Annotated in this window: 19 protein-coding genes; 12 read left to right on the top strand and 7 right to left on the bottom strand. The window is 67.4% G+C overall.

Annotated elements, in window-relative coordinates; translation table 11 throughout:
- Positions 1-2 precede the first annotated feature (2 nt).
- The 4 genes from QZ670_RS02835 (at position 3) to QZ670_RS02820 (ending at position 4,284) form a co-directional block, all read left to right on the top strand.
- Positions 3-263 carry a hypothetical protein gene (locus QZ670_RS02835; protein ID WP_294251870.1) on the top strand — a complete coding sequence of 87 codons (261 nt, stop codon included), beginning with the start codon at positions 3-5 and terminating at the stop codon, positions 261-263.
- 58 nt (positions 264-321) lie between these two features.
- A complete protein-coding gene (locus QZ670_RS02830) occupies positions 322-1,842 on the top strand; it encodes an aldehyde dehydrogenase family protein (protein WP_294251865.1) in 1,521 nt (506 codons plus the stop codon).
- A 19-nt stretch (positions 1,843-1,861) separates the two neighbouring features.
- Complete coding sequence (gene adhP / locus QZ670_RS02825; protein WP_294251863.1) at positions 1,862-2,887, top strand: alcohol dehydrogenase AdhP; 1,026 nt, start codon at positions 1,862-1,864, stop codon at positions 2,885-2,887.
- 173 nt (positions 2,888-3,060) lie between these two features.
- Positions 3,061-4,284, top strand: coding sequence for a threonine synthase (locus QZ670_RS02820; RefSeq protein ID WP_294251860.1), 1,224 nt, complete (start codon positions 3,061-3,063; stop codon positions 4,282-4,284).
- An 82-nt stretch (positions 4,285-4,366) separates the two neighbouring features.
- Here the strand turns inward: QZ670_RS02820 and QZ670_RS02815 are convergent, their stop codons facing one another.
- Positions 4,367-6,061: an acyl-CoA dehydrogenase gene (locus QZ670_RS02815; RefSeq protein WP_294251857.1), complete on the bottom strand. Its 1,695-nt coding sequence runs from the start codon at positions 6,059-6,061 to the stop codon at positions 4,367-4,369.
- Between the two features lie 48 nt (positions 6,062-6,109).
- On the opposite strand from QZ670_RS02815, the gene QZ670_RS02810 reads away from it, so the two are divergent.
- Positions 6,110-7,042, top strand: a complete 933-nt coding sequence (locus tag QZ670_RS02810; protein ID WP_294251853.1) for an L-threonylcarbamoyladenylate synthase — start codon at positions 6,110-6,112, stop codon at positions 7,040-7,042.
- Positions 7,043-7,537: 495 nt separating this feature from the next.
- On the opposite strand, the gene msrA is transcribed toward QZ670_RS02810, so the two are convergent.
- The gene (msrA, locus tag QZ670_RS02805) at positions 7,538-8,083 is read right to left on the bottom strand and encodes a peptide-methionine (S)-S-oxide reductase MsrA (protein ID WP_294251850.1); all 546 of its coding nucleotides are present in this window, start codon (positions 8,081-8,083) and stop codon (positions 7,538-7,540) included.
- A 69-nt stretch (positions 8,084-8,152) separates the two neighbouring features.
- Here msrA and galE point away from each other — a divergent pair, with 69 nt between their 5' ends.
- Positions 8,153-9,151 (top strand): UDP-glucose 4-epimerase GalE, encoded by a 999-nt coding sequence (gene galE / locus QZ670_RS02800; RefSeq protein WP_294251986.1) that lies wholly within the window; start codon positions 8,153-8,155, stop codon positions 9,149-9,151.
- A 71-nt stretch (positions 9,152-9,222) separates the two neighbouring features.
- Positions 9,223-9,483, top strand: a complete 261-nt coding sequence (locus QZ670_RS02795; RefSeq protein ID WP_294251846.1) for a hypothetical protein — start codon at positions 9,223-9,225, stop codon at positions 9,481-9,483.
- Positions 9,484-9,551: 68 nt separating this feature from the next.
- Here QZ670_RS02795 and QZ670_RS02790 read toward each other — a convergent pair whose 3' ends face one another.
- The 3 genes from QZ670_RS02790 to QZ670_RS02780 all read right to left on the bottom strand — a co-directional run bounded on the left by QZ670_RS02790 (position 9,552) and on the right by QZ670_RS02780 (position 12,815).
- A complete protein-coding gene (locus QZ670_RS02790) occupies positions 9,552-10,025 on the bottom strand; it encodes a nuclear transport factor 2 family protein (protein ID WP_294251843.1) in 474 nt (157 codons plus the stop codon).
- A gap of 132 nt (positions 10,026-10,157) precedes the next feature.
- Entirely contained in the window at positions 10,158-12,479 is a 2,322-nt protein-coding gene (clpA, locus tag QZ670_RS02785) for an ATP-dependent Clp protease ATP-binding subunit ClpA (RefSeq protein ID WP_294251840.1), read from the bottom strand.
- Positions 12,480-12,617: 138 nt separating this feature from the next.
- On the bottom strand, positions 12,618-12,815 hold the full coding sequence (locus QZ670_RS02780) for a DUF1192 domain-containing protein (RefSeq protein ID WP_294251837.1): 198 nt from the start codon (positions 12,813-12,815) through the stop codon (positions 12,618-12,620).
- 79 nt (positions 12,816-12,894) lie between these two features.
- Between QZ670_RS02780 and QZ670_RS02775 the strand changes: the two genes are divergently transcribed.
- A complete protein-coding gene (locus tag QZ670_RS02775) occupies positions 12,895-13,905 on the top strand; it encodes an NAD(P)H-quinone oxidoreductase (protein ID WP_294251834.1) in 1,011 nt (336 codons plus the stop codon).
- Here QZ670_RS02775 and QZ670_RS02770 read toward each other — a convergent pair whose 3' ends face one another.
- Positions 13,906-14,328, bottom strand: coding sequence for a hypothetical protein (locus QZ670_RS02770; RefSeq protein WP_294251832.1), 423 nt, complete (start codon positions 14,326-14,328; stop codon positions 13,906-13,908).
- Positions 14,329-14,348: 20 nt separating this feature from the next.
- Positions 14,349-14,771 (bottom strand): hypothetical protein, encoded by a 423-nt coding sequence (locus QZ670_RS02765; RefSeq protein WP_294251829.1) that lies wholly within the window; start codon positions 14,769-14,771, stop codon positions 14,349-14,351.
- A 195-nt stretch (positions 14,772-14,966) separates the two neighbouring features.
- Here QZ670_RS02765 and QZ670_RS02760 point away from each other — a divergent pair, with 195 nt between their 5' ends.
- From QZ670_RS02760 to QZ670_RS02745, 4 genes are all read left to right on the top strand, one after another.
- Positions 14,967-15,845, top strand: a complete 879-nt coding sequence (locus QZ670_RS02760) for a UDP-2,3-diacylglucosamine diphosphatase (protein ID WP_294251826.1) — start codon at positions 14,967-14,969, stop codon at positions 15,843-15,845.
- A 23-nt stretch (positions 15,846-15,868) separates the two neighbouring features.
- Complete coding sequence (locus QZ670_RS02755; RefSeq protein WP_294251982.1) at positions 15,869-16,891, top strand: glycosyltransferase family 1 protein; 1,023 nt, start codon at positions 15,869-15,871, stop codon at positions 16,889-16,891.
- A 119-nt stretch (positions 16,892-17,010) separates the two neighbouring features.
- The gene (locus QZ670_RS02750) at positions 17,011-17,664 is read left to right on the top strand and encodes a DUF1013 domain-containing protein (protein WP_294251979.1); all 654 of its coding nucleotides are present in this window, start codon (positions 17,011-17,013) and stop codon (positions 17,662-17,664) included.
- Between the two features lie 212 nt (positions 17,665-17,876).
- Positions 17,877-18,740 carry a dienelactone hydrolase family protein gene (locus tag QZ670_RS02745; RefSeq protein WP_294251823.1) on the top strand — a complete coding sequence of 288 codons (864 nt, stop codon included), beginning with the start codon at positions 17,877-17,879 and terminating at the stop codon, positions 18,738-18,740.
- Positions 18,741-18,760: the final 20 nt, after the last annotated feature.

Below are 18,760 nucleotides of genomic sequence, written 5' to 3'. Positions count from 1 at the left end.
CGATGCACCTGCTCGTCACGCTCGGTGTCATGCTGGTGGTGATTGCCACGATCCCGCTGCTGGTGCGGCTGGGCCGGCGCCAGGCGAAAGGGCGTATGGGCGGCGCTGCGCTGATGCTCGGTCTCGCCTTCGGGCATCTGTTTGACCCAGCCAAGGCCCAGGCCACCGAGTCCCTCCAGAAGCGCCGCGAGCAGGGCGAGGCGGCTGGCGAAGAAGCCGCTGCGCCGCCATTGGGTACTTCCCCTAAGCACCTCTCCGAATAGGGTTTTCGTAGCTCCGGGCGCATGCCTCCCGCCGACAGGGTTTCGGATGGAGGAAGCGATGTTCGAGCAGGCAATCCAGACCATGCGGACGCAAGGGCACCAGCCCGCCCGCTATGGCAATTTCATCGGCGGCCGCTGGGTGGATCCCGTCGAGGGCCGCTGGTTCACTGATCACAGCCCGATCAACACCAGGCCGCTGGCCGAGATCGCCCAGTCCACGCCCGCCGATGTGGAGGCGGCGCTCGATGCCGCGCATGCCGCACGGGTGCGCTGGGCCGCCGTGTCGCCGCAGGAGCGCGCGCTGATCCTCAACCGCGTCGCCGATCGGCTCGAGGCAAATCTGGAGCTGCTCGCGCTCGCCGAGACGATGGATAACGGCAAGCCGATCCGCGAGACCCGCGGCGCCGACGTGCCGCTGGCGATCGACCATTTCCGCTATTTCGCGGGCTGCGTTCGCGCCGCCGAAGGCACGATCTCGACGATCGACGCGAAGACCATCGCCTATCACTTCAAGGAGCCGATCGGCGTGGTCGGCCAGATCATCCCGTGGAACTTCCCGCTGCTGATGGCGGCGTGGAAGATCGCGCCGGCGCTGGCGGCGGGCAATTGCACGGTGATCAAGCCCGCCTCGCAAACCCCGCTCAGCCTGCTGCTCTTCGCCGAGCTGACCGCGGACATCCTGCCGCCGGGCGTGGTCAACATCGTCACCGGGCCGGGCGCCTCGGTCGGCCGGGCGATTGCCGCCAATCCGCGGATCGGCAAGGTGAGCTTCACCGGCGAGACCACCACCGGCCGCCAGATCATGCAATATGCTGCCGAGCACCTTATCCCGCAAACGATGGAGCTGGGCGGCAAATCGCCCAACATCTTCCTCGCCGACGTGATGCAGGAGGACGACGCCTTCCTCGACAAGGCGCTGGAGGGCTTCGCGCTGTTCGCCTTCAACAAGGGCGAAGTGTGCACCTGCCCGAGCCGCGCGCTGGTGCAGGAATCGATCTTCGAGAAGTTCATGGAGCGTGCGGTGAAGCGCGTCGGGGCGATCAGGGTCGGCGATCCGCTCGATCCTGCCACCCAGATGGGGCCGCAGGCCTCCGAGGACCAGCTCCACAAGATCCTCGGCTATATCGACATCGGCCGCAGCGAGCTGGCCGAGTGCGTGACCGGCGGCAAGCGGGCGCTGCCCGGCGGCGAGCTTGACCAGGGCTATTTCGTCGAACCGACCGTGTTCGTCGGCCACAACAAGATGCGGATCTTCCAGGAGGAGATCTTCGGACCCGTCCTCTCCGTCACCACCTTCAAGACCGTGGAAGAGGCGATCGAGATCGCCAACGACACCGTCTACGGCCTGGGCGGCGGGGTATGGAGCCGCAACGGCACCCATGCCTACGAAATTGGCCGTGCGATCGAGGCCGGGCGCGTCTGGACCAATTGCTACCATGTCTATCCCGCGCATGCGGCCTTTGGCGGGTACAAGGAGTCGGGCTTCGGGCGCGAGACGCACAAGATGATGCTCGACCATTATCAGCAGACCAAGAACCTGCTGGTCAGCTACGACACCGCCGCGCGCGGCCTGTTCTGAGAAACCGGAGGGGAGCCCCATGCTCAAGACCATGAAAGCCGCCGTCGTCCGTGAATTCGGCAAGCCGCTGGTGATCGAGGAAGTGGCGGTGCCGCAGGTCGGCCCCGGCCAGATCCTGGTGAAGATCGCGGCGAGCGGCGTGTGCCACACCGATCTCCATGCCGCCGAGGGCGACTGGCCCGTGAAGCCCAAGCCGCCCTTCATCCCCGGCCATGAAGGCGTCGGCCATGTCGCCGCGGTGGGGGCGGGCGTCACCCATGTGAAGGAGGGCGACCGGGTGGGCGTCCCCTGGCTCTACACCGCCTGCGGTCATTGCATGCACTGCCTGGGCGGCTGGGAGACGCTGTGCGAGAGCCAGCAGAACACGGGGTACTCGGTCAACGGCGGCTTTGCCGATTATGTGCTGGCCGACCCCAACTATGTCGGCATCCTGCCCGACAAGGTCGGCTTCGTCGAAATCGCGCCGGTGCTGTGCGCAGGAGTGACGGTCTACAAGGGCCTCAAGGTCACCGACACCAAGCCGGGCGACTGGGTGGCGATTTCCGGGATCGGCGGGCTCGGGCACATGGCGGTGCAATATGCCAAGGCGATGGGGCTGAACGTCATCGCGGTCGACATCGATGACGAGAAGCTGGCGTTGGCAAGGAAGCTGGGCGCCGAACTGACGGTGAACGCGCGGCACGAGGATCCGGCGGCGTTCGTCAAGAAGGCGGTCGGCGGCGCGCGGGGGGTGCTGGTGACCGCGGTCTCCACCAAGGCGTTCCAGCAGGCGCTGGGCATGGTCGGGCGCGGCGGCACCGTGTCGCTCAACGGCCTGCCGCCGGGGGACTTCCCGCTCTCGATCTTCGACACGGTGCTCAACGGCATCACCGTGCGCGGCTCGATCGTCGGCACCCGGCTGGACCTGCAGGAGGCGCTCGACTTTGCCGGGCAGGGCAAGGTCCATGCGACCGTGGCGACCGAGCGCCTGGAGAACGTCAACAGCGTGTTCGACCGGATGCGCAAAGGCGAAATCGAAGGGCGGATCGTGCTCGACATGGCCTGACGAGCGCGACCTCCCATCCGCCGTCATCCCGGCGGAGGCCGGGATCCATTGGCCTGTGCGGTCCGGTTCTTTCCCCCGGCCAAGTGGCGAATGGATTCCGGCTTTCGCCGGAATGACGATTTGGTGGGGCGGGGTGGCTTCCGCTGGCCGCGCCTTGCGTTAAGCTGCCGCCCATGCAGGACAATCTCACGGCCGAGCGGCCAAGCTTCGTCACCCATCTCGAATGCTCGATGACGGGCGAGACCTATGCGGCGGACCAGTTGCACGGGCTCTCGCGCGTCGGGCGGCCGCTACTGGTGCGCTATGATCTGGCGGGGGTGGGCGGGGCGCTGACCCGCGACGCGCTGGAAGCACGACCGACCGATCTGTGGCGGTGGCGCGAGCTGCTGCCCGTGCGCCGGGCAGAGAATATCGTCTCGCTGGGCGAGATCGAGACGCCGCTGATCGCCATTCCCAAGTCCGGCGGTCCGGGCGCGATCGTCAAGGACGAAGGCCGGCTGCCGACAGGCTCGTTCAAGGCGCGCGGGCTGGTGATGGCGGTGAGCATGGCGCGCGAGCTGGGCGTCACCCGCATCGCGATGCCGACCAACGGCAATGCCGGCGCGGCGCTCGCCGCCTATGCCGCGCGCTGCGGCATCGAGACGGTGATCCTCTGCCCGGAGGAGACGCCGGAAGTGAATGTCCGCGAAATCGCCGCGCAGGGCGCGCGGGTCTACCGGGTCAACGGCCAGATCGACGAATGCGGCGCGATCGTCGGGCGGGGGGCGGCCGAGGGGCGCTGGTTCGACATCTCGACGCTCAAGGAGCCCTACCGGATCGAGGGCAAGAAGACGATGGGGCTGGAGCTCGCCGCACAGTGCGGCTGGGAACTGCCCGATGCGATCTTCTACCCCACCGGCGGCGGCACCGGGCTGATCGGGATGTGGAAGGCGTTCGACGAGCTGGAGCGGCTCGGCTGGATCGGATCGAAGCGGCCGCGCATGTACGCGGTGCAGGCCTCGGGCTGCGCGCCGATCGTCCGCGCCTACGAGGCGGGCTCGGAACATGCCGAGCGCTGGGAGAATGCCGCGACGGTGGCGGCGGGAATCCGCGTGCCGCGCGCGGTGGGCGACTTCCTGATCCTGCGCGCGGTGCGCGAGTCCGGTGGGCGGGCGCTGGCGGTGGGCGATCCGGCGATCCTCCAGGCGGTGGAGGACTGCGCGCGCAAGGATGGGCTGCTGCTCTGCCCCGAGGGCGGGGCGACGCTGGCGGCGTACCGGCAGGCGATGCGGGACGGGCTGGTCGATCCCGAGGAGCGGACCGTGCTGTTCAACTGCGCGACGGGGCTGAAATATCCGCTGCCCGAGGCGGGGACGTGGCTGGACAAGGATGCGGTGGGGGATCTGGGGGCGTTGTAAGCGAGTGCGTCGCGTACCTTCCCCTCCGATCCGCTGCGCGGGCCACCTCCCCCTGGCGGGGGAGGATTTTACACCGCTCCCCTCACGCCGCGAACGCCTCCGCCTCCACCGCATACAGTACCGCCGCCTTCGCCATCGCCGCTGCGCGCAGGCCGAGGGCTTCGGGCACGATCTGCTCGACATAGAAGCGTGCCGCGGCCTGCTTCATCTTGAGGAAGCCCGGCTCGCCGTCGCTCTCCGCCGCCAGCCGCCCGCTCTTCTCCATCAGCCAGCCGCAGACCGCGACCGACAGCATCGTCAGGAACGGATAGCTCGCCGCCAGCCGGTCGTCGGTATCGCTGCCCAGCAGGTTGCGGCCGACCTCCTCGCATGCGTCGATCAGCGACCGCAGGCCGGCATCCTCGGCCTCGGCACGCATGTCCGCGAGCAGGCCGAGCAGGGTCGCGCCATTGTCCATGCTCAGCTTGCGGCCGACCAGGTCGGCGGCCTGGATGCCGTTGGTGCCTTCGTAGATCGGGGTGATCCGCGCGTCGCGGAAATGCTGGGCGGCGCCGGTCTCCTCGATATACCCCATGCCGCCATGGACCTGCACGCCCAGGCTCGCCACTTCGTTGCCGAGATCGGTTGCGTGCGCCTTGGCGAGCGGGGTCAGTAGTTCGACGCGCTTGTCCGCCTCCGCATCGCCGGCGCGGCCGCGATCGAGCTGGCCGAAGGCGTAATAGACCAGCGCGCGCGCCGCCTGGGTCTGCGCCTTCATCCGCAGCAGCATGCGGCGCACGTCCGGGTGCTCGATGATCGCCGTCGGTGCGCCGCCGCGATAGCCCTGCACCCGCTCGCGGGCATAGGCGACCGCGCGCTGGGTGGCACGCTCGGCGACCTGCACGCCCTGCAGGCCGACGTTGAGCCGCGCATTGTTCATCATCGTGAACATCGCGCGGATGCCGCCCAGCTCCGGGCCGATCAGCTCGCCGATACAGTCGTCGTTGTCGCCGAAGCTCAGCACGCAGGTGGGCGAGGCGTGCAGGCCCATCTTGTGCTCGATCGAGACGACCTTGATGTCGTTGAAATCGCCCGGCGTGCCGTCGGCGTTCAGCCGGTATTTGGGCACGAGGAACAGCGACAGCCCCTTGGTGCCCGCCGGCGCGCCCGGGGTGCGGGCCAGCACGAGATGGACGATATTGTCGGCCATGTCGTGGTCGCCGAACGAGATGTAGATCTTGGTACCCTTGATCTTCCACTTGCCGTCGCCGGTCGGCTCGGCCTTGGTCTTCACCGCGCCGACATCCGATCCCGCCTGCGGCTCGGTGAGGTTCATCGTGCCGGTCCATTCGCCGGTGGCGAGTTTCGGCAGATACTGCGCCTGCTGTTCGGGCGAGCCGTGGTGGTGCAGCGCCTCGACCGCGCCGACGGTCAGCACTGGGCAGAGGCAGAAGCCCATATTCGCGGTACCCAGTGTCTCCAGCACTGCGACCGACAGGCTCACCGGAAGCCCCTGGCCGCCATGCTCGGCGGGCGAGCCGATCGTGCCCCAGCCGCCCTCGACATAGGCGCGGTACGCCGCGGCGAAGCCCTCCGGCATCGTCACGCCCCGGTCGGTCCAGCGCGCGCCTTCGGTGTCGCCCAGCCGTTCGAGCGGCGCCCATTCGCCGGCGGCGAACTGGCCGGCGCCCTCGAGCACGGCGTCGAGCAGGTCGGGCTTGGCCTCTTCGCTGATCTCGGACAGGCGGACGATATGGTCGAGCACGAAACGCTGCTCGGCGGTGGCGGGGGTGAACATCAGGCCTCTCTCTTGTGATCTTGTTGTGGGCAATATAGCGCCTTCCGCGTGACCCCAGCAAATCCGCGCATCTTACCCTACGGCGAGGCCGCGCTCGGCGACGCGGCAGCGCTGATTCGCGCACGTCAATGCGTCGCAGTGCCGACCGAAACCGTCTACGGGCTCGCCGCCGACGCGACCGATTCGGATGCGGTGGCGGGGATTTACGCGGCCAAGGGGCGCCCCTCGTTCAACCCGCTGATCGTGCATGTGGCGGACATCGCCCAGGCGCAGACGATCGCGCGGTTCGACGAAGAGGCGCTCGCGCTGGCGGCGCGCTTCTGGCCGGGGCCGCTGACCATGGTGCTGCCGCTGGCGGAGGGCTCGCCGGTGGCCAGCCTTGTCACCGCCGGTTTGCCCACCGTGGCGCTGCGCATGCCCGACCACCGCGCGATGCAGGGGTTGATCCGTGCGAGCGGCCGCCCGCTCGCCGCGCCCTCGGCCAATGCGAGCGGCGGCATCAGCCCGACCCGTGCTGCCCATGTCGCTGCGAGCCTGGCCGGTCGCATCCCGCTGGTGATCGACGACGGCGCTACCAGCGCGGGGATCGAGTCGACCATCGTCGAGCCGGGCACGCGGCGCATCCTGCGGCCGGGGCCGATCACCGCCGAGCAGCTGCCCGGTTATGGCAGCGGGGCGACGCCGGGTGCGATCACCGCGCCTGGCCAGCTCGCGAGTCATTACGCTCCCGCAAAGCCGGTACGGCTGGACGCCGAGCGGGCGGGGGCGGGGGAATGGCTGATCGGCTTCGGCGCGATCGCGGGTGACGATACGCTTTCCGCCGCGGGGGACCTCCGCGAAGCAGCCGCGCGTCTCTTCGATGCGCTGCATCGGGCGGATGCTTCCGATCGGTCGGGGATCGCCGTGGCGCCAGTGCCCTCGCACGGGCTCGGGCTGGCCATTCGGGACCGGCTGGCGCGGGCGGCGCATCCGCGAACCTGATCGCCGCCGTGGTTTGTCAGACTAATGCCGGGTATGATCCAGGCCCGGATCTGGAGGGTATACGATCAACTCATACCGCCGCTGGCTGTCGCGACGGCAAAGACGAAGTTAACCGAACTGGACTGACCTGGCCAGTAAGGCAGATCGACCAATCGTTTGTCTTCTGCAATATTGAACCAAACTGGATAACTTTAGCTGTAATTCCCATTTCGGGTAGGCTGTATACGATCTTGCCTTTACAGCGGGTGCGAAGGGTCTAGGTTCCGGCGCGTCGTATAGCTTGCGCAACAAAGACGAGCGACGCGGCAACTGCTGGACGATCGTCCGCGCCGCCGTCGCCCAACTATCGGGCCGCGCGTGTGGCGCTCGGGTCAGCGGACGAGAGCGGAACCCGAATGGCGCCGAGTTGCCCCCGCAGCCCCGCGCGCCTTCGTTCCGCGGCCGGCCTTCGCAAGCCGGCCGCGGTCTCGAACACCCCCGTGGGAGGGCGCGGCCTTATGCGGCTGCGCCCTCTTTGGTGCGGTTGGCGAAGCTCTTGCGCAGCTTGCGGAGCTTGGGCGGGATCACCGCCAGGCAATAGGGGTTCCGCTGGCCGTCGCCCTGCCAATATTCCTGGTGATAGTCCTCGGCCGGCCACCACTGGCCCAGCGGCTCGATCGCGGTGACGATCGGTTGCGGCCAATCGGGGCGGGCGCGCTCGATCGCGTCCAGCGCCTCGCGCTCCTGCTCCGCCGAATGCGGGAAGATCGCCGAGCGGTACTGGGTGCCGATGTCGTTGCCCTGGCGGTTGAGCTGGGTCGGGTCATGGGTGGCGAGGAAGATGTCGAGGATCTCGCCATAGCTCACCACGTCGGTGTCGAAGCTCACCCGGATCGCCTCGGCATGGCCGGTGTCGCCGGTGCAGACCTCCTTGTAGGTCGGGTTTTCCTTGGTGCCGCCGATATAGCCGCTCTCGACGCCCTGCACGCCGATCACGTCGTTGAACACGGCTTCCGTGCACCAGAAGCAACCGCCGGCGAGCGTCGCCGTTACAATGGTCATGTCTCAGGAACTCCTTGCTTGTGCGCCCAAGATAGGGTGGAGCCGGTGCGGAACAAAGAGGATGACGTGATGCGCGACGGTGCGGTGCTGGTGACGGGCGGGGCAGGCTATATCGGCAGCCATGCGGTGCTGGCCTTGCTGGACGCGGGCTGGCGCGTGGTGGTGGTCGACAATCTGGTCACGGGGTTCGACTGGGCGGTGGATCCGCGCGCGACTTTGGTGGTGGCGAACATCGACGATGCCGATGCGGTGCGCGGCGCGATCCGCCAGCACGGCGTGATCGCGGTGATGCACTTCGCCGGATCGGTGGTGGTGCCGGAATCGGTGACCGACCCGCTCAAATATTACCGCAACAACACCGTCGCCAGCCGCGCGCTGATCGAGAGCGTGGTGGCGGAAGGCGTGCGCCACTTCATCTTCTCCTCGACCGCGGCGACCTATGGCATCCCCGACCAGGTGCCGATCCGCGAGGATGCGCCCAAGCAGCCGATCAACCCCTACGGCATGTCCAAGCTGATGACCGAGATCATGCTGAAGGACGTTGCCGCGGCGCATCCGCTCAACTATTGCGCGCTGCGCTATTTCAACGTCGCGGGGGCCGATCCCAAGGGACGGAGCGGCCAGTCGACTGCGGGGGCCACGCACCTGATCAAGGTCGCGGTCGAAGCGGCGACCGGCAAGCGCGAGCATGTCTCGGTGTTCGGCACCGATTTCGCGACGCCGGACGGCACCGGCGTGCGGGATTACATCCACGTCAGCGATCTCGCCGCCGCGCATGTCGATGCGCTCGACCTGCTGATCGCGCGGCCGGAGGAGAGCCACACGATGAACTGCGGCTATGGCCGCGGCTTTTCGGTGCTGGAGGTGCTCGACGCGGTCGACCGGGTGACGAACATGACCATCGCGCGCAAGCTGGAGGGTCGCCGTGCCGGCGATCCCGATGCGCTGGTGGCCGACAACAGCGCCATTCTCGCGGCGCTGCCCTGGCGGCCGAAACATGCCGATCTCGGCGAGATCGTCCGCGACGCGCTCGCCTGGGAGCGCAAGCTCGCCGAACGCGGGCGATAGGCAGCGGCCTTGCTGGCTGTTATGCTGGCGCGTAGCTCGCCGGGGGAGGCGAGGCGCGTCGGGAGGTTGCCATGTTGCTGGTCCTGTTGCTGCTGTCGATCACGGGGGAGGATGTTCCGGCTGCTGCGGCGGTCGAGGCTGGGGCAAAAGCGCCCGCAACGCGCTGCGAGAATGCCAGCATCCAGTCGGTGCGCGCGCCGGCTGATGCTTCTGCCAGCCTGCGATCGCTGGGGGAGGAGCCGCTTGCCAATGCCTATCGGCCGGTCGTGCGCGATGTGCGCTGCGATCGTCCCGAACTCGTCGCCGAGCGCGTCGGCCAGCGGCAGCGCTGATCGCGGGGAGTCGCCCGAGGCTTAGTCGCTCCGGCGACGCTCAGGCCTGACGGTGAACGATGTCAAGACTATCCGCCGGAGGCGTCCCGCTGCTCTTCCGGCGTCGCCGCGCGGTGGCCGTAGCTCAGCACGGTGGTGATCCGCCACCGGCCGTTCTGCTTTGCCCAGACCATCACGAACTTGGCGATGCCTTCGCAGCGTCCGCTCGCCAGCTCGCAAAAGCGGTGCTCGCCTTCCTCGATCGCGCCATAGTCCTTGATCGGAGAGACGCGGAACGAGGCCGCGATCCGCTCGCGCCGGACCTTGCCGCAGATATACTTGCGCACGCCGTCGACCATCGCTTCGCGGTCGAAGGTCGCGCCGCCATTGTCGTGGTAGAAGGCGACCTTGGGGTCGAAATAGCCGGAAAAGGCCGGCAGGTCGCAGCGATTATAGGCGTCGAAAACTGTCGCATCGAGCGCGCTGATTTCGGCCGTGAGTGGATCGGCGCCGGACGGGTCTGCGGTGGCGAGCAGCGCGGCAAACAGCGCGACGGCAGTCATGATCTTCCCTCTTTTTGCACGCCTCGTGTGCGCGGGGCGGGAGCCTAGCCCCTCTCGTTCGCTCCACCAACAACGCAATCGGCCCGGGGGATCGCTCCCCCGGGCCGATGCTGTTTCCCGAAGCTGGAAGGCTCAGACGTCCGCCGGCGCTTCCTTCTTGCCCTTCTTGGGCTTCTTCGGTGCGGCCGGCACGATCTCGAACGCCAGCGCATTGTCCTTCAGCTTCACGTTCACCTCGCCGCCATGGACGAGCTTGCCGAACAGCAGCTCCTCGGCGAGCGGCTGCTTGATCTTCTCCTGCATCAGGCGGCCCATCGGGCGCGCGCCGTACAGCTTGTCATAGCCGCGCTTGGTGAGCCACGCCTTGGCTTCCTCATCCAGATGGATGTGAACGCCGCGATCGGTGAGCTGCAGTTCCAGCTGGAGCACGAACTTGTCGACCACGCGGGCGACGACTTCCGGCGGCAGATAGCCGAACGGCACGATCGCATCGAGGCGGTTGCGGAATTCGGGGGTGAACAGGTTCTTCACCGCCTCTTCCTGCACGTCCTCGCGGCTGAGTTCGCCGAAGCCCACGCTTTCCTTCGCCATGTCCGACGCACCGGCATTGGTGGTCAGGATGAGGATGGTGTTGCGGAAGTCGACGGTCTTGCCGTGGTGGTCGGTCAGCTTGCCGTTGTCCATCACCTGCAAGAGGATGTTGAACAGGTCCGGATGCGCCTTCTCGATCTCGTCGAGCAGCAGCACCGAATGCGGGTTCTGGTCGACCGCGTCGGTCAGCAGGCCGCCCTGGTCATAGCCGACATAGCCCGGAGGGGCACCGATCAGCCGGCTGACCGAGTGGCGTTCCATATACTCGGACATGTCGAAGCGCTGAAGCGGGATGCCGAGCAGGTTGGCAAGCTGCTTCGCCACCTCGGTCTTGCCGACGCCGGTGGGGCCCGAGAACAGATAGTTGCCGATCGGCTTGTCCGGATCGCGCAGGCCCGCACGGCTCAGCTTGATCGCCGAGGACAGGACCTCGATCGCCTTGTCCTGGCCGAACACGACGCGCTTCAGATCCTGCTCGATATTGGCGAGCACCTTGGTGTCGTCCGACGAGACGGTCTTCGGTGGGATGCGCGCCATGGTCGCGATGACCTGCTCGATCTCCTTGGGGGTGATGACCTTCTTGCGCTTGGACGGCGCCACCAGCATCTGCATCGCGCCGACTTCGTCGATCACGTCGATCGCCTTGTCCGGCAGCTTGCGGTCGTTGATGTAGCGTGCCGACAGCTCCACCGCCGACTTGATCGCGTCCGGCGTGTACTTCACCGAATGGTGCTGCTCGAACGCCGAGCGCAGGCCGGCCAGGATCTTCACCGTATCCTCGACCGACGGCTCGTTGACGTCGATCTTCTGGAATCGGCGAAGCAGCGCGCGGTCCTTCTCGAAGTGGTTGCGGAATTCCTTGTAGGTGGTCGAGCCGATGCAGCGGATCGAGCCGCCCGACAGCGCCGGCTTGAGCAGGTTCGACGCGTCCATCGCGCCGCCGCTGGTCGCACCCGCACCGATCACGGTGTGGATCTCGTCGATGAACAGCACCGCGTGCGGCAGCTTCTCGAGCTCCGAGACGACCTGCTTGAGCCGCTCCTCGAAGTCGCCGCGGTAGCGGGTGCCGGCGAGCAACGCGCCCATGTCGAGCGAGTAGATCACGGCGTCCTTGAGGACGTCCGGCACTTCGCCCTCGACGATCTTGCGCGCCAGGCCCTCGGCGATGGCGGTCTTGCCGACGCCGGGATCGCCCACGTACAGCGGGTTGTTCTTGCTGCGCCGGCAGAGGATCTGGACGGTGCGGTCAACCTCGGACGCGCGGCCGATCAGCGGATCGACCTTGCCGATCTTCGCCTTCTCGTTGAGGTCGACGGTGAACTGCTTGAGCGCGCTCTCACCCTTGCCCGTCTTCGCCTCCTGCTTGTTCGACTTGTCTTCCTCGGCAGCGCCCTTGGGGGTGCTCGCCTCGGTGGGCGTGGTACCGCCCTTGCCGACGCCGTGGCTGATGAAGCTGACGGCATCGAGCCGGCTCATGTCCTGCTGCTGCAGGAAATAGACCGCATAGCTCTCGCGCTCGCTGAACAGCGCGACCAGCACGTTGGCGCCGGTCACTTCGTCGCGGCCCGAGGACTGGACGTGCAGGATCGCGCGCTGGACGACGCGCTGGAACCCGCTGGTGGGGGAAGGATCGGTGGCATTGTCCACCTTCAGCGCTTCCAGCTCGGTATCGAGATAGTGCGCGACGGTGGTCTTCAGTTCGCCCAGGTCCACCCCGCACGCGCCCATTACCTTCGAGGCGTGTTCGTCGTCGATCAGCGCGAGCAGGAGATGCTCGAGCGTCGCATATTCGTGCCGGCGCGAGGACGCAGCCTCGAGCGCCTTGTGGAGGGTGGCTTCGAGAGCGGAGGCGAAACTAGGCATTCGGATACAACTCCAGTCGGGCCGAAAGGGTGCTGAGCCCGTCTTCCCCTATGTCGGGAGTGGCAGGCCCCGCATCAAGCGCTGCGGCCCCGCACCGGAGGTTCGTGGCGTATCGCCCGAATTCCGGTGCCTTGACGCTCATCTCTTAAATAGAGCGTCAGCGCTTGCACGATGGTGAACGGCGCGTTGAATCTTTTCTCGACATCGGACGATCTCGGTTTCGAGCAGCCGGATTCGGGCCTCTAGTTCGGCCACCGAAAAGGGGGCGAGGTCCTGCTTTGCCAGCTGCACCGCGAGATCGTCGGATCGACGCGGAAGATTTTCGTCGGCGTCCATGCGAGGAAACGTTGACCCTGGGGAGGTCGATGTCAATAAGGCCCCGAAGTTCCCCTTAGGCCAAAAAGCGACGAACCGAATGATCGCAGCCGAAATGATGCTGGCCATCGACCCCGATGCGCCAGGCGGCCCCGAAGTCCTTGTCCCCGTCGAGCGACCCGTGCCCCAGCCGGGCAAGGGCGAGGTGCTGGTGCGAGTCGCGGCGGCCGGTGTGAACCGGCCGGAAGTGCTGCAGCGGCAAGGCAAATATCCGCCGCCGCCGGGCGCGCCCTCGATCCTTGGCATGGAGATCGCCGGTACAGTGGTGGCCCTGGGTGAAGGCGCCGACGAGTCGTTGATGGGCAAGCAGGTCTGCGCGCTGATCGCGGGCGGGGCCTATGCTGAATACGCCGTGGCACCGGCTGGCCAGTGCCTCGAGGTGCCCGAAGGGCTGAGCCTCGTCGAAGCGGCGGCGCTGCCCGAGACCCTGTTCACCGTCTGGTCGAACCTGTTCGATCGTGGCTGGGCGCAGCCGGGCGAGAGCGTGCTGGTCCATGGCGGCACCAGCGGCATCGGCACGATGGCGATCGCGCTGGCCAAGCTGTTCGGGCTGACGATCCTGGTTACCGCCGGATCGGACGAAAAGTGCGCGGCGGCGCGCAAGCTCGGCGCCGATCTGGCGATCAACTACAGGACGCAGGATTTCGTCGAGGAAGTGAAGCGCTTCACCAGCGGCAAGGGCGTGGAGATCGTGATCGACATGGTCGGCGGCGACTATGTCGCGCGCAACCTCCAGTGCCTCGCCGAGGATGGCCGCCACGTCTCGATCGCGGTGCAGGGCGGGGCGACTGCTACCATTCCGGTGTGGGATGTGATGCGCCGCCGGCTGACGCTGACCGGATCGACGCTGCGGCCGCGCTCGGTCGAGTTCAAGTCGCTGCTGGCGGACGAGCTGCGGCGTCATGTCTGGCCGCTCGTTGCCGAGGGCAAGCTCAGGCCGATCATCGACCGCAGCTTCCCGCTGGCCGAGGCGCCCGCCGCGCACCGCCGGATGGAAGCGGGCGAGCATGTCGGCAAGATCGTGCTGACGATCGGCAACCAGCACGCCTGATCAGGCGGCGAGGGGGCGCTGCTCCAGCGCTTCCTCGGCCATCGGCAGCAGCAGCTGCTCCTGGTGCGCGGCGCGGCGCTCGCAGAGCCGCAGCAGGCGCTGCGCGGCGGCGCGATGGCCATGCGGATCGGCGAGAATCTTGCGGAGCGTCCAGGCGGCGCAATGGTCGAGCGTTCGCTGCCGCCACTCCAGATCCTGCTCGGTGGTGCGGCGCGCCATCGCCTGGTGCGCGCAATCGTCGCTCTCGCGCAGCGTGGCGAGCAGCAGCCTGTCCTTGACGAGGGTGTGGACGCGCATCGCATCGAGAAGACGCTCGCGCGCCGCGTTGAGCGCGATGGCGGTCGGTCGGGGGTCTAGCTGGGAGAGCGCCTTGGCGGCGTCGGTGAGATCTTGCGTGGCGGCGAACAACGATTGGAATGGCATGACGCCATTCTAGCGGCGTTTCAGGCAGCTGGTCGTTTTAGCGACGAAATGAGTCCAACGAGTGCGGGATAGGCGGTCTGCTCGGCGTAGAGCGTGCGTGTGCCCATCCAATCCAGTACGCGACGGACGTCGGCGCGATAGCCAAAGGGGTCTTCCAATATGCGGGCGAGCGGCCAGCGCTGGTAATGCTCCAGCCCCATCTGCCGTCCTTCCAGATCGCGGTCGATACAACTCCGGGCGATCGCCATCAGGGCCGGGTTGCCGCTTTGGCGAAGCGGCTGGAGCAACGCGCGTTCCTGCTCGGCAAAGAGGGTGTTGTGTGCCAGCGCGACCTTCTTGCGCAGCTCGGCCAGGCGCGGCGGGTCGATTGGCGGCTCGGCGGCGTGGAGGATCGCCTCCGTCATCGCCAAGATCTCGCACGTGATCGCGCGCAGCTTTTGCACGGGCATGCGTTCGTCCTCCCCGGGCGCATTGTAGAGGCGGTCGCCGCTGCGTGGCGATGGCTACCTCGAATTGTATCGTCGGCCTACCCCACAGCCGCGACTATGACAGTCCGGTGAAATCCGAGGGATTCGATTTGTAACAATGCCGCGGCATAGGCGAGTCCCGGTACAGGGCAGCTGCACGGGAACTTGGGCATGGCCACGATCACCAGGCTTTCGTTTGACGTCGCGGGTCTCGCGGACTTCCACGCGACGACTCCCACGATTCCGGAACGACCGATCGGTACGCGGCGCAAATATCGCGCAATCTGGATTTCCGATGTCCATCTCGGCACGCGCGGCTGCAACGCCGAAATGCTGATCGACTTTCTCGACCATGTCGACAGCGAAATCATGTATCTGGTGGGCGACATCATCGACGGCTGGGCGATGAAGAAGCGGCTGTACTGGCCGGCGACGCACAACGACATTGTCTGGCGGGTGCTCAAGCGCGCAAAGCGCGGTACCGAGATCGTCTATATTCCGGGCAACCATGACGAGATGTTCCGCCAGTTCACAGGGCTCGACTTTGGCGGCGTGCAGATCAAGCGCCAGGCGGTCCACACCACCGCGGATGGCCGCCGCCTGCTGGTGCTCCACGGCGACGAATTCGACGCGATCACCATGTCGCACCGCTGGCTCGCCCATCTGGGCGACGCCGCGTACGAAATAATGATGACGCTCAACCGCTGGCTTAATGCGGTGCGGCGCTGGATGGGCCTGCCCTATTGGTCGCTGTCCAAATACGCCAAGCAGAAGGTGAAGAACGCGGTGTCCTTCATCTCCAAGTTCGAGGAAATCGTCGCGCGCGAAGCCGGCACGCGCGGCGTCGACGGCGTCATCGCCGGGCACATCCACAAGGCCGAGATCCGGCCGATCGACGGCATCGAATATTATAACGACGGCGATTGGGTAGAGGGTTGCACAGCGCTGGTGGAGCATTACGACGGGTCCATGGAAATTCTCCACTGGGCCGACGAGATGGCAGCGCGCGAGTCGCAGCCGGAGTCCGAGGCCAGACTGGCGGCGGCGTGACGGCAGCGGCGGAGATCGAGGCCGTGCGTATCGCGATCGTGACCGATGCCTGGGAGCCCCAGGTCAACGGCGTCGTCCGCACGCTCCAGTCGGTGCGGCGGGTGCTGGAGAGCCAGGGGCATCAGGTGCTGGTGGTCTCTCCCGACAAATTCTATTCGCTGCCCTGCCCGACCTATCCGGAGATCCGGCTGGCGATCACCAGCGTCGCGGCGGTGGGCGCGATGCTCGAGGAATTCGCCCCCAACGCGATCCACCTGGCCACCGAAGGGCCGCTCTGCGTCGCCGCGCGGCGCTGGTGCCTGCGCCAGAAGCGGCCTTTCACCACTGCCTATCACACCCAGTTTCCCGATTACGTCTCGGCGCGCTCGGGCGTGCCGGCGGAATGGATCTGGCGCTATATCCGCTGGTTCCACACCCCCAGCGCGACGATCCTCGCCTCCACCGCGTCGATCCGCCAGTCGCTGGTCGATCACGGTCTGCCGCAGGTGCGCCATTGGGGGCGAGGGGTCGACCTTGCCAATTTCCATCCCGGGCTTGCGCCGCACCCGCGCATGGCGGCGCTGTCGGGACCGGTGATGCTCTATGTCGGTCGGGTGGCGGTGGAGAAGAATCTCGAGGCGTTCCTGAGCGTCGATCGGCCTGGCACCAAGGTGGTGGTGGGCGACGGTCCGGCGCGCGCGATGCTGGAGGCGAAATACCCGGACGCGCTGTTTCTCGGCGCGCAGTTCGGCACCGATCTCGCCAGCGCCTATGCCGCGGCGGACGTGTTCGTCTTCCCCAGCCGCACCGATACTTTCGGGCTGGTGATGATCGAGGCGCTGGCCTGCGGCACGCCGGTCGCCGCCTATCCGGTCACCGGCCCGGTCGACGTGCTGACGCCCGAGAGCGGCGCGATGGACGAGGACCTGGGTACGGCGATCGAAAAGGCGCTGACGCTCGACCGCATGGCCTGCGCCGCCTATGGCCGCAGTTTCACCTGGGAGGCGAGCGCGCACCAGTTCCTCACCGCGCTGGTCCCGATCGGCTGCGAGAAGGCCGCCGCCTGAATTGCGGAAACGCTTGCTCCTGCGGGCAAGCTCCCCTACATCAAGACCATGTGTGGCCGCCCGTGATGGGCGGCCCTTATTGTTTCAAGTTCCGGAGATCCACCGTGGCCCAGCCGCTGATGCCGCACGCGACCGCTTCCTGGCTGGTCGACAACACGTCGCTGTCGTTCGAGCAGATCGCCGAGTTCTGCGGTCTCCACATCCTCGAAGTGCAGGCGATCGCCGACGATACCGCCGCGACCAAGCTCACCGGCCGCGATCCGGTGCGTGCGCACGAGCTAACGATGGACGAGATCGAGAAGGGGCAGGCGAACCCCAATTACGTGCTCAAGATGCAGAAGGGCCCCGAGCAGGTCCGCCGCACCAAGGGCCCGCGCTACACGCCGGTCTCGAAGCGCCAGGACAAGCCGGACGGCATCGCCTGGATCCTGCGCAACCATCCGGAAGTGTCGGACGGCGCGATCGGCAAGCTGATCGGCACCACCCGCACCACCATCGCCGCAATCCGCGACCGTACCCACTGGAACATCGGCAACATCGTGCCGAAGGACCCGGTGACGCTCGGCCTGTGCTCGCAGCGCGAGCTCGATGCGCTGGTGGCGAAGGCCGCCAAGGCCGCCGGCATCGAGGCGCCGACCGACACCCGCCTGGAGGGCGACCGCGAGGCGCTGATCGAGCAGCTCCGCGCCGAGCGCTATGCCGCGAGCCACGTGCCCGAGGCGCAGGAGGCCGCACCGATCGAGCATACCGCGGAAAGCCTGTTCAAGCATTGATTTCGCCTTCCCGGGCGTGAACGAGCGGGCCCCGGCGCATGCAGCGCCGGGGCCCGTTCTGCTTCTCGGGGCAGCTTTGCGGGGGCGGTGGGCTGAGGTATCAGAGCTTTCGCCCTCTCCCGCCTGCGGGAGAGGGAGGGGCCCGCTGCCGCAGGCAGTGGGAGGGTGAGGGTGAGTCGGGTCAAAGAGCCCCCAAAAGGAGGAGGATCGCCATGTGTGACGAACATACCGCAGCCGACAACGACCGCGCCCTGGGCGGCCTGACCCGCCGCGGCTTCACCGCCGCCGCCGCCGCGACAGGCCTGATGGCGATCCTGCCCAGCCCCGCCAATGCCGCGGCGGTCAAGGGCCGCGACGTCACGATTCCGACCGCGGACGGCACCGCCGACGCCTATTTCGTCGCGCCGACCAGCGGCAAGCACCCCGCCGTGCTGGTCTGGCCCGACATCATGGGCCTGCGCCCGGCGTTCCGGCAGATGGCCGATCGGCTGGCGCAATCGGGCTATGCGGTGCTGACCGTCAACCAGTTCTACCGCTCGACCAGGGCGCCCTTCCTCAAGCCGGGCCAGTCCTTCGACCAGCCCGAGGTGCGCGCGATGATCATGCCGTGGCGCGAACCGCTCACCCCCGCGGCGATCGCCGCCGACGCGACGACGTTCGCGGCATTCCTCGACGCGCAACCCGAAGTGGATACCAGGCGCGGGATGGGCAGCACCGGCTATTGCATGGGCGGGCCCTTCGTCGTCCGCACCGCCGTCGCGCTGCCGGGGCGAGTAAAGGCCGGGGGCAGCTTCCACGGCGCGCCGCTGGTCACCGACGCGGCCGACAGCCCGCACAAGCTCGCGCCGCAGCTGCAGGGTCGCTACCTGTTCGCCATCGCCGGGAATGACGATGCTCGCGCCCCCGGCGACAAGGACGCGCTGCGCGCCGCCTTTGCCGCCGCGAAGGTTCCGGCGGAGATCGAGGTCTATGCCGGCACGATGCACGGCTGGTGTCCGCCGGACAGCCGTGTCTACAACGCCGCCCAGGCCGACCGCGCTTGGGATCGCCTGCTCGCGACCTTCGCCAGCCTGTGATCGGTTGACCCGCTGGCGGT

It is taken from the genome of uncultured Sphingomonas sp., from assembly GCF_913774285.1.
Lineage (GTDB): Bacteria > Pseudomonadota > Alphaproteobacteria > Sphingomonadales > Sphingomonadaceae > Sphingomonas.
This window is presented reverse-complemented; position numbering and strand designations above follow the sequence as displayed.

Coding starts and splice junctions, on each gene's coding strand:
- QZ670_RS02770 (WP_294251832.1), bottom strand. CDS start 14,328: ATGCCATTCCAATCGTTGTTCGCCGCCACGCAAGATCTCACCGACGCC.
- QZ670_RS02835 (WP_294251870.1), top strand. CDS start 3: ATGCACCTGCTCGTCACGCTCGGTGTCATGCTGGTGGTGATTGCCACG.
- galE (WP_294251986.1), top strand. CDS start 8,153: ATGCGCGACGGTGCGGTGCTGGTGACGGGCGGGGCAGGCTATATCGGC.
- QZ670_RS02750 (WP_294251979.1), top strand. CDS start 17,011: ATGCCGCACGCGACCGCTTCCTGGCTGGTCGACAACACGTCGCTGTCG.
- QZ670_RS02815 (WP_294251857.1), bottom strand. CDS start 6,061: ATGTTCACCCCCGCCACCGCCGAGCAGCGTTTCGTGCTCGACCATATC.
- QZ670_RS02830 (WP_294251865.1), top strand. CDS start 322: ATGTTCGAGCAGGCAATCCAGACCATGCGGACGCAAGGGCACCAGCCC.
- QZ670_RS02745 (WP_294251823.1), top strand. CDS start 17,877: ATGTGTGACGAACATACCGCAGCCGACAACGACCGCGCCCTGGGCGGC.
- QZ670_RS02790 (WP_294251843.1), bottom strand. CDS start 10,025: ATGACTGCCGTCGCGCTGTTTGCCGCGCTGCTCGCCACCGCAGACCCG.
- clpA (WP_294251840.1), bottom strand. CDS start 12,479: ATGCCTAGTTTCGCCTCCGCTCTCGAAGCCACCCTCCACAAGGCGCTC.
- QZ670_RS02780 (WP_294251837.1), bottom strand. CDS start 12,815: ATGGACGCCGACGAAAATCTTCCGCGTCGATCCGACGATCTCGCGGTG.
- QZ670_RS02775 (WP_294251834.1), top strand. CDS start 12,895: ATGATCGCAGCCGAAATGATGCTGGCCATCGACCCCGATGCGCCAGGC.
- adhP (WP_294251863.1), top strand. CDS start 1,862: ATGCTCAAGACCATGAAAGCCGCCGTCGTCCGTGAATTCGGCAAGCCG.
- msrA (WP_294251850.1), bottom strand. CDS start 8,083: ATGACCATTGTAACGGCGACGCTCGCCGGCGGTTGCTTCTGGTGCACG.
- QZ670_RS02795 (WP_294251846.1), top strand. CDS start 9,223: ATGTTGCTGGTCCTGTTGCTGCTGTCGATCACGGGGGAGGATGTTCCG.
- QZ670_RS02760 (WP_294251826.1), top strand. CDS start 14,967: ATGGCCACGATCACCAGGCTTTCGTTTGACGTCGCGGGTCTCGCGGAC.
- QZ670_RS02820 (WP_294251860.1), top strand. CDS start 3,061: ATGCAGGACAATCTCACGGCCGAGCGGCCAAGCTTCGTCACCCATCTC.